15 protein-coding genes are annotated in these 15,170 nt (G+C 69.4%); 5 read left to right on the forward strand and 10 right to left on the reverse strand.

The window, feature by feature from the left end:
* Nucleotides 1-507 precede the first annotated feature (507 nt).
* Nucleotides 508-1,896 carry a DUF349 domain-containing protein gene (locus ON38_RS16675; protein WP_039825743.1) on the forward strand — a complete coding sequence of 463 codons (1,389 nt, stop codon included), beginning with the start codon at nt 508-510 and terminating at the stop codon, nt 1,894-1,896.
* Nucleotides 1,897-1,964: 68 nt separating this feature from the next.
* On the opposite strand, the gene ON38_RS16680 is transcribed toward ON38_RS16675, so the two are convergent.
* Together ON38_RS16680 and miaB are read right to left on the reverse strand one after the other, a co-directional pair.
* Complete coding sequence (locus tag ON38_RS16680) at nt 1,965-2,678, reverse strand: Rv2732c family membrane protein (RefSeq protein ID WP_373281226.1); 714 nt, start codon at nt 2,676-2,678, stop codon at nt 1,965-1,967.
* Nucleotides 2,666-4,219: a tRNA (N6-isopentenyl adenosine(37)-C2)-methylthiotransferase MiaB gene (miaB, locus tag ON38_RS16685; protein WP_169333280.1), complete on the reverse strand. Its 1,554-nt coding sequence runs from the start codon at nt 4,217-4,219 to the stop codon at nt 2,666-2,668. Before miaB ends, ON38_RS16680 begins: the two co-directional genes overlap by 13 nt.
* A gap of 367 nt (nt 4,220-4,586) precedes the next feature.
* Between miaB and ON38_RS16690 the strand changes: the two genes are divergently transcribed.
* From ON38_RS16690 to ON38_RS16705, 4 genes are all read left to right on the forward strand, one after another.
* Nucleotides 4,587-5,315 (forward strand): amino acid ABC transporter ATP-binding protein, encoded by a 729-nt coding sequence (locus ON38_RS16690; RefSeq protein ID WP_085995427.1) that lies wholly within the window; start codon nt 4,587-4,589, stop codon nt 5,313-5,315.
* Nucleotides 5,316-5,387: 72 nt separating this feature from the next.
* The gene (locus ON38_RS16695; RefSeq protein WP_039825746.1) at nt 5,388-6,227 is read left to right on the forward strand and encodes a glutamate ABC transporter substrate-binding protein; all 840 of its coding nucleotides are present in this window, start codon (nt 5,388-5,390) and stop codon (nt 6,225-6,227) included.
* Between the two features lie 84 nt (nt 6,228-6,311).
* Nucleotides 6,312-6,992, forward strand: a complete 681-nt coding sequence (locus ON38_RS16700; RefSeq protein WP_039825747.1) for an amino acid ABC transporter permease — start codon at nt 6,312-6,314, stop codon at nt 6,990-6,992.
* Entirely contained in the window at nt 6,989-7,882 is an 894-nt protein-coding gene (locus tag ON38_RS16705) for an amino acid ABC transporter permease (RefSeq protein WP_039825749.1), read from the forward strand. Before ON38_RS16700 ends, ON38_RS16705 begins: the two co-directional genes overlap by 4 nt.
* 478 nt (nt 7,883-8,360) lie before the next feature.
* Here the strand turns inward: ON38_RS16705 and recX are convergent, their stop codons facing one another.
* From recX to pspA, 8 genes are all read right to left on the reverse strand, one after another.
* Nucleotides 8,361-9,017 carry a recombination regulator RecX gene (gene recX, locus ON38_RS16710; protein WP_083872738.1) on the reverse strand — a complete coding sequence of 219 codons (657 nt, stop codon included), beginning with the start codon at nt 9,015-9,017 and terminating at the stop codon, nt 8,361-8,363.
* A 55-nt stretch (nt 9,018-9,072) separates the two neighbouring features.
* Nucleotides 9,073-10,110, reverse strand: a complete 1,038-nt coding sequence (recA, locus tag ON38_RS16715) for a recombinase RecA (RefSeq protein WP_039825750.1) — start codon at nt 10,108-10,110, stop codon at nt 9,073-9,075.
* Between the two features lie 263 nt (nt 10,111-10,373).
* Nucleotides 10,374-10,568, reverse strand: a complete 195-nt coding sequence (locus ON38_RS16720) for a DUF3046 domain-containing protein (RefSeq protein WP_039825751.1) — start codon at nt 10,566-10,568, stop codon at nt 10,374-10,376.
* Nucleotides 10,569-10,611: 43 nt separating this feature from the next.
* Nucleotides 10,612-11,775: a glycosyltransferase gene (locus ON38_RS16725; protein WP_039825752.1), complete on the reverse strand. Its 1,164-nt coding sequence runs from the start codon at nt 11,773-11,775 to the stop codon at nt 10,612-10,614.
* A gap of 119 nt (nt 11,776-11,894) precedes the next feature.
* Nucleotides 11,895-12,608: a PIG-L deacetylase family protein gene (locus tag ON38_RS16730; RefSeq protein WP_039825753.1), complete on the reverse strand. Its 714-nt coding sequence runs from the start codon at nt 12,606-12,608 to the stop codon at nt 11,895-11,897.
* A 94-nt stretch (nt 12,609-12,702) separates the two neighbouring features.
* Nucleotides 12,703-12,876 carry a hypothetical protein gene (locus ON38_RS36640; RefSeq protein ID WP_030521672.1) on the reverse strand — a complete coding sequence of 58 codons (174 nt, stop codon included), beginning with the start codon at nt 12,874-12,876 and terminating at the stop codon, nt 12,703-12,705.
* A gap of 108 nt (nt 12,877-12,984) precedes the next feature.
* Nucleotides 12,985-13,929 carry a phage shock envelope stress response protein PspM gene (gene pspM / locus ON38_RS16740; RefSeq protein WP_174372426.1) on the reverse strand — a complete coding sequence of 315 codons (945 nt, stop codon included), beginning with the start codon at nt 13,927-13,929 and terminating at the stop codon, nt 12,985-12,987.
* Between the two features lie 29 nt (nt 13,930-13,958).
* Entirely contained in the window at nt 13,959-14,792 is an 834-nt protein-coding gene (pspA, locus tag ON38_RS16745) for a phage shock protein PspA (protein ID WP_039825754.1), read from the reverse strand.
* Between the last annotated feature and the right edge of the window lie 378 nt (nt 14,793-15,170).

A 15,170-nucleotide genomic window follows, 5' to 3' on the forward strand; every position in this document is an offset into this window, starting at 1 on the left:
CGGGGGCCGCGACCCGCCCGGCGCACCGGCCGGTTCGGGAACGCGGCCCGCGCCGGCCGCCGGCGCGCCGCCGCACAGTTCGGGGACGAGAACGGGCGGCGAGGGGATCAGAGCCGCTAGACAGAACACGCCGTCAACCGTAGCCCGTACCCGCCGACCAGCGACGCGGCCGGTTCGCCGGTACCGCCGCGCCCCGCGCGCGGTACGAGTGTCTCTCCCGGAAACCCGGTGGCAATTGCTAGGGTGCGAAGTATCCGGACCAGGTCCGACGAGTCCGGATCCGCAGGTCCGGCCGGTTGCCGCCGCTGTCGGCGGTGAGGTTGCCGGAAGTGCGGCCGGGGTTGAATGGAAGAGCGTGCGGACGCACGGGCAACATGTCGACCCCGGCACGGCCGAGACGGGCAGACGTAGCCAGAATGATCGGGCGTAGCCAGAATGAGCAGAGCATAGCCAGAGTGCGCAGCGCGTAAACCAGGCAGCCGTGACGCGCGGCAGGGACGAGGAGCAATGACCCACAGCAACGGAACCGCAAAACCCGGCCCGGGCAAGCCCGGTCGCCCGTCCAGCGCTCCCAAGCCCGGTAGCCGTCCCAAACCCGGCGAGGCGCACCCGAGCCCGGCCGCGATGAAAACGTCCGGGCACGCCACCGAACACCCGCATCCGGTGGTCGTACCCAGCGCCACCGACCCCAGCGCCTGGGGCCGGGTCGACGAGGACGGCACGGCCTGGGTCAAGACCGCCGAAGGCGAGCGGATCATCGGTTCCTGGCAGGCCGGGGACGCCGCCGAGGGGCTGGCGCACTTCGGGCGGCGTTTCGACGACCTGGCCACCGAGGTGGCCCTGCTGGAGGCTCGGCTGGCCGCCGGCACCGATGCCCGCAAGACCAAGGCCGCTGCCCTCGCCCTCGCCGAAACGCTGCCGACCGCCGCGGTGATCGGCGATATCGAAAGCCTGGCCGCCCGGCTCCGCGCGATCGCCGAACACTCCGACGAGGCGGCCGCGCACGCCAAGGAGGAGAAGGAGCGCACCCGGCACGAGCACACCGAGCGCAAGGAGGCGCTCGCGGCCGAAGCCGAGCAGATCGCCGCCGAATCCACCCAGTGGAAGGCCGCCGGCGACCGGCTGCGCGAGATCCTCGACGAGTGGAAGACCATCCGCGGGGTCGACCGCAAGGTCGACGACGCCCTGTGGCGCCGGTACTCCAAGGCCCGGGAGGCCTTCAACCGCCGCCGCGGCGCGCATTTCGCGGAACTGGACCGGGAACGGGCCGCCGCCAAGGTCCGCAAAGAAGAACTGTGTGTCCAGGCCGAGGAACTGTCCGGGTCCACCGATTGGGCCGGTACCGCCGCGGTGTTCCGGGAACTGCTGGTGGAGTGGAAGAACGCGGGCCGGGCTCCCCGGGAAGCCGACGAAGCACTGTGGCGCCGGTTCAAGAGCGCCCAGGATGTCTTCTTCGCCGCGCGCAACGCGGCGGCCTCCGAACGCGATGCCGAGTTCGCCGACAACGCGCTGGCCAAGGAAGAACTGCTGAGCAGTTACGAACCGGCCATCGACCCCGATACCGACCTGGAAGGCGCCCGGGCCGCACTGCGCGATCTGCAGGAACGCTGGGACGCCATCGGCAAGGTGCCCCGCGAGCGGATGCACGATCTCGAGGGCCGGTTGCGCGCCATCGAGAAACGTGTCCGGCAGGCCGCCGACGCCCAGTGGCGCCGCACCGACCCGGAGGCATTGGCCCGGGCCGCGCAGTTCCGGGAGCGGGTCGCGCAGTTCGAGGAGCAGGCCGCCAAGGCCACCGCCGCCGGTAAGACCCGCGATGCGGAGAAGGCCCTCGCCCAGGCCCAGCAGTGGCGGGAATGGGCCGAAGCGGCGGAGGGCGCGGTCAGCAACCTCTGAGAGGTCCCCGTTCGACGCTCCGTCCGCCGTGGCCGACCGGTCGCGGCGGACGGCCGCGGTTCGCGGTGTCAGTCCTCGCCGAACCGATCGCGCCGCTGCCGCTCCTCCTCGCGCGCCGCGGCGATCCGACGCTGTTCCTCGGCCGCCAGCTGTAGCGCGGTCCGGCTCCAGACGACCTTCACCCAGTGGAACGTCAGCACCACGATGGCGAGGGTGCCCAGAATCAGGCCGATACCCGGCCCGGAACCCACATAGTTGTTCAGACCCGGGGTCTGCCGGTGCCAGATCGAGAACACCCCGAACGCGCTGCCGATCGCCGATCCGGCCACCGCGATCCACGCGAGCACCCAGCGCCGGGTCATCAGCGCCAGCAGCGAGAACCCGATTCCGAAAATCAGCACGAACCAGACGAAGATCCGCGACGGCAGCCCGACATGCTCGATCGTGGCCGCCTGCGATCCGAGCAGCACATCGAAACCCCGCGCGCCGCCGGTATGCGGTAGCACCAGCGACAGCAGCAGCACGAACACCGCGCTCGCCACCACCATGGCGCGCACACCCGGGTCGATCTCACCCGCGATCCGGCGCTCCACCGCGTCGAGGTCTTCGCGGAATTCTTCGAACTGCTCGGTCTCGGCCGGATTCACGTGGTCCTCGTCTCCCTCGCCTGATCGGTGTCCAGGGGCCGGCGTGTCGTTCGCCGGCGGGGTCGCGTCGCGCGACTCCGGTGCGCCGCGCTCCTCGTCGCTCCGGTCGTCGTCGGTGCCGCTCATGTCCCGCATCCGGAGGCACAGCCCGAGGCGACCGGTTCCGGTGCGGGCGCCCCGATTCGCGGCAGCCCGAGCCCGACACCGATCGGCGCGGTCTTCGGCGTGGTACCGGCCTCGTGCGCGTCCCCGGCCCGGGTCCGGCGATGTGTCCGGACACCCGAGTCCGCGACCAGGTGGTGCGGTGCCGCGCCGGTCACCTCCACGGTGACCAGGTCGCCGGGGCGGATCGGCGCGGCGGCCCCGTCGGGCCGGAAATGCACCAGCCTTCCGTCCCGGGCCCGCCCGCTCATCCGGGCGGTCGCGGCGTTCTTCTTCCCCGCGCCGTCGGCGACCAGGAGTTCCACCTCGGTGCCGATCAGGGCGTGATTGGCCTCCACACAGATCTGCTCCTGCAGCGCGATCAGCCGGTCGTAGCGCTCCTGCACCACCTTCTTGGGCACCTGATCGGCCATCTCCGCGGCCGGGGTGCCCGGCCGCGGCGAGTACTGGAAGGTGAAGGCACTGGTGAACCGGGCCTGCCGGACCACATCGAGGGTCTGCTGGAAGTCCTCCTCGGTCTCCCCCGGGAAGCCGACGATGATATCGGTGGTGATCGCCGCGTGCGGCATGGCCGCCCGCACCTTCTCGATGATCCCCAGATAGCGGGCCTGCCGGTAGGACCGGCGCATGGCCTTCAGCACGCGGTCCGAACCCGACTGCAGCGGCATATGCAGCTGCGGGCACACGTTGGGGGTCTCGGCCATCGCCTCGATGACATCGTCGGTGAACTCCGCCGGATGCGGTGAGGTGAAGCGCACCCGTTCCAATCCCTCGATCCCGCCGCAGGCCCGCAGCAGTTTGGCGAAGGCGCCCCGGTCGCGGGGCTGCCCCGGGTCGGCGAAGGAGGCGCCGTAGGCGTTGACGTTCTGCCCGAGCAGCGTCACCTCCAGCACGCCCTGGTCCACCAGCGCCTGCACCTCGGCCAGCACATCACCGGGACGCCGGTCCACTTCCTTGCCGCGCAGGGCGGGCACGATGCAGAAGGTGCAGGTGTTGTTGCAGCCGACCGAGATCGACACCCACCCCGCGTACGCCGATTCGCGGCGCGCGGGCAGGGTCGACGGGAACGCCTCGAGCGATTCCAGGATCTCCACCTGGGCTTCGTCGTTGTGCCGGGCGCGTTCGAGCAGCACCGGCAGCGACCCGATGTTGTGGGTACCGAACACCACATCCACCCAGGGCGCCCGGTTCAGCACCGAATCGCGGTCCTTCTGGGCCAGGCAGCCGCCGACGGCGATCTGCATACCGGGCCGGGACGCCTTGATCGGGGCGAGATGGCCCAGGGTGCCGTACAACTTGTTGTCCGCGTTCTCCCGCACCGCGCAGGTGTTGAAGACCACCAGATCGGCCGTCGCGCCGGGCGCGGCCTTCCGATACCCCGCATCCTCGAGCAGGCCGGACAAGCGTTCGGAATCGTGCACGTTCATCTGGCAACCGAAGGTGCGGACCTCGTAACTGCGTGCGCCGGCCGGCTCGATCCGGGTGGGGAGCGCTACCTGTCCGATCGAATCCACGCGTCCAGGGTACGGGCCGCCGTCCGGGCGTTTTCCAGCAGATCCGCACCTCCCGCCACGGCGGCCGGACCCGGCCCGCCCGCGACCGCGTGGAGACGAGAACGCCCGCCGTGGCACTTCCCACATATGGGGAATCGGCTGTCCGGTTCCCGGCTACCTTCCCGCCGGCCCCGCGGCGGGCAAATCGCGGCCGAGCGAACGGATTACAACGGATGACCATCGGGTTAAACCCGAATTTCGGCTCGGTGTGGCGCCGGGGTGTGTCGCCGAAAGGCTCGCAAAACCGAAATTTCGGCTTAAGGTCAGTGCCATGACCGACACCGACGCCGACACGCCAGGGGCGGCCGGCGACACCACCGCTGTGCCCATGATCACCCTGCGCGCCGTCGACAAGCACTTCGGTGCCCTGCACGTGCTGCGCGATATCAATCTCGAGGTGCCCCGCGGGCAGGTCGTGATCGTGCTCGGGCCGTCGGGCTCCGGGAAGTCCACGCTCTGCCGCACCATCAACCGGCTGGAGCCGATCGATTCCGGCGAGATCAGCGTCGACGGAGTGCCGCTGCCCGCCGAGGGCCGCGCCCTCGCCGCCCTGCGCGCCGATGTCGGCATGGTTTTTCAGTCGTTCAACCTCTTCGCGCACAAGACGATCGTGGACAACGTCATGCTCGCGCCGATGAAGGTCCGCGGGACCAAGAAGGACGAGGCCCGCCGCCACGCCATGGAACTGCTGGAACGGGTCGGTATCGCCAACCAGGCCGACAAGTACCCCGCCCAGCTCTCCGGCGGCCAGCAGCAGCGCGTCGCCATCGCCCGCGCACTGGCCATGAACCCCAAGGTGATGCTTTTCGACGAGCCGACCTCGGCCCTCGACCCGGAAATGGTCAACGAAGTCCTCGATGTGATGGTCTCGCTGGCCAAAGAGGGCATGACCATGCTGGTGGTCACCCATGAGATGGGCTTCGCCCGCCGTGCCGGCGATCGGGTGCTGTTCATGGCCGACGGCCAGGTGGTCGAGGACACCGACCCGGAAACATTCTTCAGCGCACCGAAGTCCGATCGTGCCAAGGACTTCCTGGGCAAGATTCTCAGTCACTGAATCTGTCCGGCGGATAGACAGGCACAAACTCGAGGGCATCGCGCCGTCGAGGAGATGAGGGAAGGAACACCGATGAGGATCAACCGAGCACTCCGCATCGCGGTCGGCGCGGTAGCGGTGGCCGTCACCGCCGCCACCACCGCGGCCTGTGGCGGCGGCAGCGACAAAACCGCGCTGGAGAACGCCCAGGAGGGCGAGCTGACCATCGGCATCAAATACGATCAGCCCGGTCTGGGCCTGCGTAACACCGACGGAACCTACAGCGGCTTCGATGTCGAAGTGGCCAAATACGTGGCCTCGAAACTCGGCGTCCAGCCGGAGGGCATCACCTTCAAGGAGGCCCCCTCCGCGCAGCGCGAAACCCTGATCGAGAACGGGCAGGTCGATTTCGTGGTCGCCACCTACTCGATCACCGACGCGCGCAAGGAGAAGGTCGATTTCGCCGGCCCCTACTACGTGGCGGGCCAGAGCCTGCTGGTCCGGGCCGACAACAACGAGATCACCGGCCCGGACACCCTGAAGGGCAAGACCGTGTGCTCGGTGACCGGCTCCACGCCCGCGCAGAACATCCAGAAGAAATACCCCGACACCCAGCTGCAGACCTACGACACCTACTCGCTGTGCCTCGAGGGTCTGAACAGTGGCGCCGTCGCCGCGGTGACCACCGATGACATCATCCTGGCCGGTTACGCGTCGCAGTCGCCCGGTAAGTACAAGGTCGTCGGCGAGAAGTTCACCACCGAGAACTACGGGATCGGCGTGAAGAAGGGTGATCAGGACACCCGCACCAAGATCAACGACGCGATCGAGGAAATGATCAGCTCGGGCGCCTGGGACACCGCCTTCCAGGAGACGGTCGGTAAGGCCGCGAGCTACGAAACCCCGCAGGCCCCGCAGGTGGACCGGTACTGACCACCGCATCGGAGGGCCGGGTCGCGACCGCGGCCCGGCCCTCCGGTTCGGCCCCATCCTGCCGATCGGAGGCGCGCAACCATCGTGTTCGATTTGATCTCGGAATACGACACCCAGCTGCTCGAAGCATTCTGGATGACCATAAAACTGACCGTGTTCTCGGCGGTGGGTTCCCTGGTGCTGGGTACCGTGGTCGCCGGAATGCGAGTATCGCCGGTCCCCGTGGCCCGCTGGGTGGGCACGGCCTATGTGACCGTGTTCCGCAACACCCCGCTCACCCTCATCCTGGTGTTCTGTTCCCTGGGCCTGCACTCCACGCTCGGGATGAATCTGGCCTCCGAGGGGCCCACCTCGCTGGCCGACAACAACTTCCGCTGGGCCGTGATCGGCCTCAGCGTGTACACGGCGGCATTCGTCTGTGAATCGCTGCGGGCCGGTATCAACACGGTGCCGATAGGCCAGTCGGAAGCCGGGCGCTCGCTGGGGCTGAGCTTCCTGCAGAATCTGCGGATCATCGTGCTGCCCCAGGCGTTCCGCTCGGTGATCGCGCCGCTGGGCAGTGTGTTCATCGCGCTGACCAAGAACACGACGGTCGCCTCCGCGATCAGCGTCGCCGAGGCATCGTTCCTGATGAAGAACATGATCGAAACCGAAGCGGCGCTGCTGGCCATCGGCCTGATCTTCACGCTCGGTTTCGTGATCCTGACGCTGCCCGCCGGCCTGCTGTTCGGGCATCTGGCCAAACGATTCGAGGTGGCCCGATGAGCCGCACGGCATCCGTTCTCTACGACGCTCCGGGCCCGGTCGCCCGCGTCCGCAATATCGTCTACTCCATCGTGGTCCTCGGGGTGGTCGTGGCCGCGGGCTGGTTCGTCTACCGCGGCTTCGCCGACAAAGGACAGTTCACGGCCGAGAAATGGGAGCCGTTCCTGGACGGGGCGGTGTGGAGCACCTATATCCTGCCCGGTCTGCGTGGCACGGTGGTCGCGGCGCTGCTGTCCATTGTGTTCGCCCTGGTGATCGGCATGATCTTCGGTATCGCCCGGCTCTCGGATCACCGCTGGGTGCGCTGGACCGCGGGCACGATCGTCGAGATCGCGCGGGCCGTTCCGGTGCTGATCCTGATGATCTTCCTGTTCGCCCTGTACTCCGAATACGACCTCTTCGAATCCGAGTACCTGGCGCTGGGCGCCGTGGTGACGGCACTGACCATCTACAACGGGTCGGTGATCGCCGAGATCGTGCGTGCCGGCATCCTCTCGCTGCCCAAGGGGCAGACCGAGGCCGGTGTGGCACTGGGGTTGCGCAAGGGCCAGCTGATGCGGCTCATCCTGCTCCCGCAGGCGATCACGGCGATGCTGCCGGCCCTGATCTCCCAGATGGTGGTCGCGCTGAAGGATTCGGCCCTGGGCTATGTGATCACCTACGAGGAAGTCGTCCGCAGCGCGCAGCAGCTCGGGGCGGCGGAATCGAACACCATTCCCGCGCTGATCGTGGTCGCGATCATCATGATCGTGCTGAATGTGCTGCTCTCGACAATCGCCACCGGACTGGAGAAGCGCCTGCGGGCGGGCCGCCGGAAACGTGGCAGCGCGGTCGTCGCGGCCGATTCGGTCATCGCCGACGCGGCCCCCGGAGTGGATATCACCAAGTAGTCCGCCGTGGTGCCGGGCCGCACGGGTCCGGCACCACGATTGTGAGCGGGAAGCCACCACGCGTAGGGACCCGGTCGGCCGGAATCCCATGGAGACCTGCCGCAGCTTCGTCGGGAGGTTCCGACTTCTGCCGATCGGAACCGCTGGCGCACGTGCACCCGCGCCGAGCCGACGTCCTGGAACCGACCCCACCGATCCGGTGGCAGGCAGCCGGCCGGACAGCCGATGGACGGGTATCACGGACCGGAGACCTCGCCCGGGCGCACCGGTCGATCTCCAGGAGCCAAGCATGTTCGACCGGCGGCCGAACGCAGGCAGCACTCGAGCCGCCCGCACGGCGGATGTGGCGCCTCGGCCGGAGCCGACGATGAACGGCACTCGACAGATCGCGATCCTGTGTTCGGGTCCGCTCCGCCGCGGAGGCCGGCCCTGGTCTCCGCTGAACCGGGACGTCACGGTCGAGCGGCGCGAGGCCAGCTCAATCCGGCGGTGCGTCCTCGTCGCCGAACCCGGCGGCCTCGTATTCCGACTTCACTACCGCGTAAGCCACCGAATGTCCGTAGCCCCGCCGGGCGAGCATCCCGACCAGCCGCCGGATGGCCTTCTCCCGGTCCAGCCCCGCCGGCAGGCTCCGTAGTTTGCGGCGCACCAGTTCGGTGGCGCGCTCGTATTCGTCGTCGGCCGTGACGCCCTTTAGTGCGGCCGCGGAGTCCTCCTGCGACACCCCCTTACGCCGCAGTTCCTGCTCCAACGCGCGCCGGCCCTTCCCGGAGAAACCGTGCCGCTGCCGTACCCACTGCCGCGCGAAATCGGCGTCGTCGATCAGCCCCACTTCGGCCAGCCGGTCGAGAACCTGCTCCGTCACTTCGGGCGAATATCCTTTGGCGGACAGCCGCTGGGCGAGCTCGGCCCGGCTGCGGGCGCGGACGGCCAGTAACCGCAGAGCGGACTCTTTCGCCTGTTCGATACCCCCCGGCGCGTCGTCCTCGGTGCGCCCACCGAGCGGCGCATCGTCCGGTGCACCGGAGCCGGCCGGACGAACCCGCTGCGGATCGGGCTCGTCCGGCCGTGAACTCCGGGCGGAACCGGTGGCCGTACCACCGGCCGCCAGGAGTTCGTCGAGGCGGCGCCGCATCTGCGCCACCGGATCGGTGGCCTCGGTCTGCCCCCGTGACCTCGCGTCCACCGGGTCAGAAATCGGCCGGGGTCTCTTCCGTCGCGGTCACATCCGCACCGATCCCCAGCTTTTCCTTGATCTTCTTCTCGACCTCGTCCCGGATATCGGTGTTCTCCAGGAGGAATTTGCGGGCGTTCTCCTTACCCTGGCCGAGCTGATCACCCTCGTAGGTGTACCAGGAGCCGGACTTACGAATGAATCCGTGCTCCACACCCATATCGATCAGCGAGCCCTCCTTCGAGATTCCGTGTCCGTACAGAATGTCGAATTCGGCCTGTTTGAACGGCGGGGAGACCTTGTTCTTCACGACCTTGACCCGGGTCCGGTTACCGACCGCGTCGCTTCCGTCCTTCAGGGTTTCGATACGGCGCACGTCCAGCCGCACCGACGCGTAGAACTTCAGCGCCTTACCGCCCGTGGTCGTTTCGGGGGAACCGAACATGACACCGATCTTCTCGCGCAGCTGGTTGATGAAGATGGCGGTGGTGCCGGAATTGTTCAAGGCGCTGGTCATCTTGCGCAGCGCCTGACTCATCAGGCGGGCCTGCAGGCCGACGTGACTATCGCCCATTTCGCCCTCGATCTCGGCGCGGGGTACCAGGGCGGCCACCGAGTCGATGACGATGATGTCGATGGCGCCGGAGCGGACCAGCATATCGGCGATTTCCAGGGCCTGTTCACCGGTATCGGGCTGGGATACCAGCAGCGCGTCGGTATCGACCCCGAGTTTGCGGGCGTAATCGGGATCGAGCGCGTGCTCGGCGTCGATGAAGGCCGCGACACCGCCGGCGGCCTGCGCATTGGCGACCGCATGCAGCGCGACCGTGGTCTTACCGGAGGATTCCGGACCGTAGATCTCCACGACGCGGCCGCGGGGCAGACCCCCGATGCCCAGTGCGACGTCGAGCGCGATGGAACCGGTCGGGATCACCGAGACGGGCTGGCGGGCTTCTTCGCCGAGGCGCATCACCGCCCCCTTGCCGAAACTCTTCTCGACCTGCGCGAGCGCGAGTTCGAGCGCTTTGTCGCGGTCATAGGGCTGTGGCGCCATCGTGACTCCCCTTTTCACCGGGTGGTAGGTAGGTGGTGTGGTTGGCGCCCACAGTAGAGGGCGGCACCGACAAGTTCCGGCCTCAGCCTAGACGAACAGGTGTTCGAGTCAAGCGACGTGGCCGCGCGGCGCGGAGCCCGCGACGCGCGCCGGTTCGCCACTGCGGGAGCTCGGTCGTATCCCCTTCCGGCCGGGCCCGTGGATGCGCCGCCGCGCCTCGTCGATCACGCGCCGGAGCTGACCGCGCCCCGGCGGCCATGAGGTCACCAGCGGGAACGCGGCACGTCGAATTCGGCGCACAGCGCACGCCATACATCGCGGGGATCGACACCGGCTTCGATGGCGACGGCGCCGGTCCGGCCGCCGAGCGCGGGGATGACGTGATCGTTGAGCAGAGTGTCGCCCCGGGCCTCGCCGAATTCGGTGTGCATGAGTTCCTGGAATTCCGTCAGCCGCACCGTGCACAAGATACCCGCACCGGCGGCCGTGGGCGCGGGGCGGTCAGTGCGTCCGCACCGAGTCCAGGACGCGGTGACAGATCTGTACCGGATCGGCCACCTCGGCGGCGCCCGCGGCCGCCGTCTTCGCCGCCGCGGTGAAACCCGGTTCGGCCAGTATCCGCAGCACCGCGGCGCGCACCGCCTCCGGCGTGAGCGGGCGGACCAGCAACGACGAACCCTGGCGTTGCGCGCGATTGGCGAGTTCCCACTGGTCGCCGCCGCCCGGGACGGTCACCACGGGCACTCCGGCGGCCAGGGATTTCGCCAGCAACCCGTGCCCACCGCCACCGACCACCACGGCGGCGTGGGTGAGCAGCTCGTCCTGTCGTCCGAGCCCGGCGGTCGCCCAGTCCGGCAGCGCGCCCGGCGGCTCGTCCAGCATCGATATCGCGACTCGGACCCCGGACCCCGCCAGGGCATCCAGCACCGTCTCCGCCATTCCGGCGACCCCGGTATGCGCGGTGGACGGGGCCACCACCACCAGGGGATCGTCCCCCGGCGGCAACTCCAGTCGCCGGTCGGTGGGCTCCCACAGCAGCGGGCCGACCAGTTCGGCCTCCGCCGGCCAGTCCGGCCGCGGTACCTCCAGCGCGGGCAGGGTGGCGACGAGCCGCGCCGCCGGACCCGGGTCGGCCGGTGGTAGACCCACCCCCGCCCGGGCGGCCTCCCGCTGCCGCTGCCCGGTCCGCACCGCGCGAGCCGTCAGCATCCGCAGCACCGAATCCCTGGTACGACCGCGCACCCCGGCGCCCGGCGCGAGCCCACTGCCGATCGGGGGCAACCCTTTCGACGGAAGATAGAGCGGATGCGGCGAGAGTTCGACCCACGGCACCCGCAACCGCTCGGCGGCCATACCACCGCCCGCGGTGAGCACATCGGAGACGACCAGTTCCGGCAGCATCGCCCCCAGTTCGGGCAGGATCTCGGTCGAAATGTAGGCGGCCCGTTGATGAATCCGCGCCCCGGCGTCACCGTCGTCGTCGATCGGCCTGGGCGCCAGTCCCTTCAGCCGCCGCACCCCGATACCGGCCGCCCGCGCGGCCTCGAACCAGCGGGGGCCGGTGAAGAGCACGGGATCGTCACCCGCGTCCCGGAAACGCAGGCAGAGCGCGATAGCGGGAAACGCATGACCCGGATCGGGGCCGGCGACGACAGCCACTCGCATCCGGCCATGCTATCGGCGCGCCCGCGGGCGCCGACTCCGGGCTGCGCTTCGGCCGTCGCAGCGGGGCCGGGCACCGACCCGTTTCCCGGCGCGGGTACCCAGCGCCGGAGGACGACCACTCAGCCGGTGAAGGTATACAGCTCGAACCCCACGGCGCGTTCGGCGCCGAAACCCTCCAGTGGACCCGTTGTCATGGTGACCACCGCGCGCACCTGATCGGCCACCGGCTCCGGGCTCAGCGCCTCCAGATAACGCCGGTGTTCGGCCAGCGACGCCTCGGCGGCGCCCACCGTGGCGGTGACGTCCACCGCGTGGGTGGCGCCGGCCGGGACGGCCACGGCCGCCCAGCGCGCGGTCCACGGTGGTGTATCGGTGATCTCGGGGAAGATCCACTCGTTCCCGGCATCGGAGACTGCGTCGAGCGCCGCGCGGCCGACGGCCCGGTGGTCGGCGCTGTTGACGATGCCCGGCGCCCAGGTCGGCCCGAAGTGCCCCGAGACAACCAGCTCCGGACGGTGCCGGCGGATCGCCGCGGCCAGATCGCGGCGCAGGGCCGGGTTCGCTTCGATCCGGCCGTCGGGATGGCCGAGGAAATGCACTTCGCTCACCCCGACGATCGCGGCCGCGGCGCGCTCTTCGCTTTCACGCAACGGTCCCGCCTCGGCGGGTGGCATCCCCGCGATTCCCGCCTCGCCGGAGGTCACCAGCAGGTAGCGCACATCTTTGCCCTGACCGGTCCAGCGGGCCACCGCGGCGGCGACCCCGTACTCGATATCGTCGGGATGGGCGACGATCACCAGGGCGCGCTGCCAATCCTCCGGAAGGTGCTGCATGGCGCCATTCGAACACACGCCCGCCCTCGGGGTACGGAAAAGCCGGATGACTCTCCGAGCGGAGAGGCATCCGGCCGTATGTCGGGGGCGCGGATCAGACCTTGGTGACCGAGTTGTCGTCCGAGCCGGAGATCGCCTTGTAGAGCAGATACAGCCCGAACACGACCGCGCTGATCACCAGGATCGGGAACAGCCCTTTGATCAGTGCGCCGATCACCGCCAGCGCGATCCAGACGACGGCGACCACGCCGATGATCTTCCACAGCATTTCGTGCCTCCCAGCGGTTGTCTCCTGCTTCGAGCATGGCACCGCGGACACGGGAAATCACCAGGTGAAGAGCAATATCCGGGGAAGATCAGGGTTGTCCCTGAGACCTTACGGGCGCGGGTGACCCTGGGGCGTCCGAGCCACGGGCGTCTGCCACGGGACGTGGCCCGCGGCGGGCGGCGGCAACGGCCCCGGGGCGCGGTCGGCGAGTTCGGTGAGCGCCTGCGCCCAACCGTCCATACGATCGGCCGCCTGCCGCAGATCGGCGACGATACCGTCGAATTCGTAGCGGAGCGCTCCCGTTTCGTCGACGGCGAGAACCCGGGCGGCCGCGGCCACCACCTGCTCGTACTCGACGACCCCGGCATCGAGCCGGGCGACGATCGACTGCAATGTCTCCCCGAGCCGGTGGACGTCGGCCGCATCGGCGAGCTGCGCCGCACCCCCACCGAGGGTGCGGACCGCCCCTTCCATCGTGGCGATATCGGCGGCCAGCGCGGTCAGCGCGGCGGCGCCGGAGCCGGCGGTGGCGATCAGATCCTCGAGTTCGTCGGCGGGCAGCCGACGGGACCGGGCGATCTGCCCGGCCACCTCGTGCAAGGCGCGTTCGGCCCGCGCCAATCGAGCCATGGCCGGCCGGGCGGCGGACCGGCCGGAGGGAAGTTTGCGCGGGAGATAGCCGGCCAGTGGCAGCGGCGCCCGCCGCAACCGCAGATACCGCCGGGTGCTCAGGGCAGCACCGGTCACCAGGGCGACCGCCCCGCCGCCGAGTACCACGACCGCCCAGGCGGGAGCGGACAGGATCACCAGTCCGACCGCACCGGCGGTGGTGAGACCGGATACCGTGCCGAGACCGATACTGCGCCGCCGGGCCCGGCGGCGCCGACGGAGCCCGCGTTCGCGCGGATCGGCCCAGCGGCGGACCGCGACGAGCGCGGTCTCGCCGGCATCCCGCAGACTGTCGGCGACGTAGGCCGCCTGCGGCTGCAGTTCGGGCCAGGCACGGGCGAACTCCCGGGACCCGGTGCGGAATCGGGACCTGTCAGACTTCATCGTTGTCCTCGCCGAACTCGGTGGCGCCGCTACTGCTGCGCGGTCTGGCCTTTGTCCATCTGCGGTTGTGCTTGTGCGGGTTCGGCCGCCGACTTCCCGGCGTCGAGCGCGGAGCCGGTGCTTCCGGCGGGCAACGAATCGCCGCGCATGGACGCGCGGATCTGCTCGAGCCGGCTGTGGCCGGCCATCTGGACGCTGGCCTGCTGGACCTCGAGCATGCGCCCCTGGACGGTGTTCTGGGCGAGTTCGGCGGACCCCAGCGCGGTGGCGTAGCGGCGTTCGATCTTCTCCCGCACGGCGTCGAGGCTGGGGACGCTGCCGGGCGCGGACAGCGTGCTGTCCATCTGCTGCAGGGAGGCACTGACCTGCTCCTGCATCTTGGCCTGTTCGAGCTGGCTGAGCAGTTTGGTGCGCTCGGCGACCTTCTGCTGCAGCAGCATCGCGTTCTGCTCCACCGCCTTCTTCGCCTGCGCGGCCGCCTGTAGCGACTGATCGTGCAGTACCTTCAGGTCCTCGACCGACTGTTCGGCGGTGACCAGCTGCGCGGCGAACGCCTCGGCGGCGTTGGTGTACTGGATGGCCTTCTCGGTGTCACCCGCGGCATTGGCCTGGTCGGCGAGGACGACGGCCTGGCGGGCGTTGGCGTTGAGCTTCTCGACCTCGTCGAGCTGCCGGTTCAGCTTCATCTCCAGCTGACGCTGGTTACCGATCACCGAGGCGGCCTGCTGGGACAGGGCCTGGTGCTGACGCTGGGCCTCTTCGATAGCCTGCTGAATCTGGACCTTCGGATCCGCGTGCTCCTCGATCTTGGAGTCGAAGAGGGCCATCAGGTATTTCCAGGCCTTCGTGAACGGATTAGCCATCGGTTGATCCCGCCTCCATCTACTGTGCCGCCTGGGCGACTCGGAGTGCGCGACCGTCACGCACTCGGTATCTGCCTATCCTCCACCATGCGGCGCCGGGTCCCGGCCACCGAACGACGCCGCGTCTCGCCGAGAACGGCCGCGCCGACGCATACTACGAATCTATCCGGTCCCCGCCGCCACGCGCATTGTCACGATCGGGTATACGGCGGCTATAACCGGTCAGGCCGCCTCGACCAGCACGAGCGGGCCGTTGGTGGGCGCCGGGATGACGATCCTGGTCTCCCCGTCGACCTGGGTGCGGGTACCGGCGACGGCCGACGCGGCCGCCGGGGCGGGTTCGGCGGGGGCGGGTTCGGCGGCCCGTTCCACCGCGGC

The organism is Nocardia testacea NBRC 100365 (assembly GCF_000308775.1).
GTDB lineage: Bacteria > Actinomycetota > Actinomycetes > Mycobacteriales > Mycobacteriaceae > Nocardia > Nocardia testacea.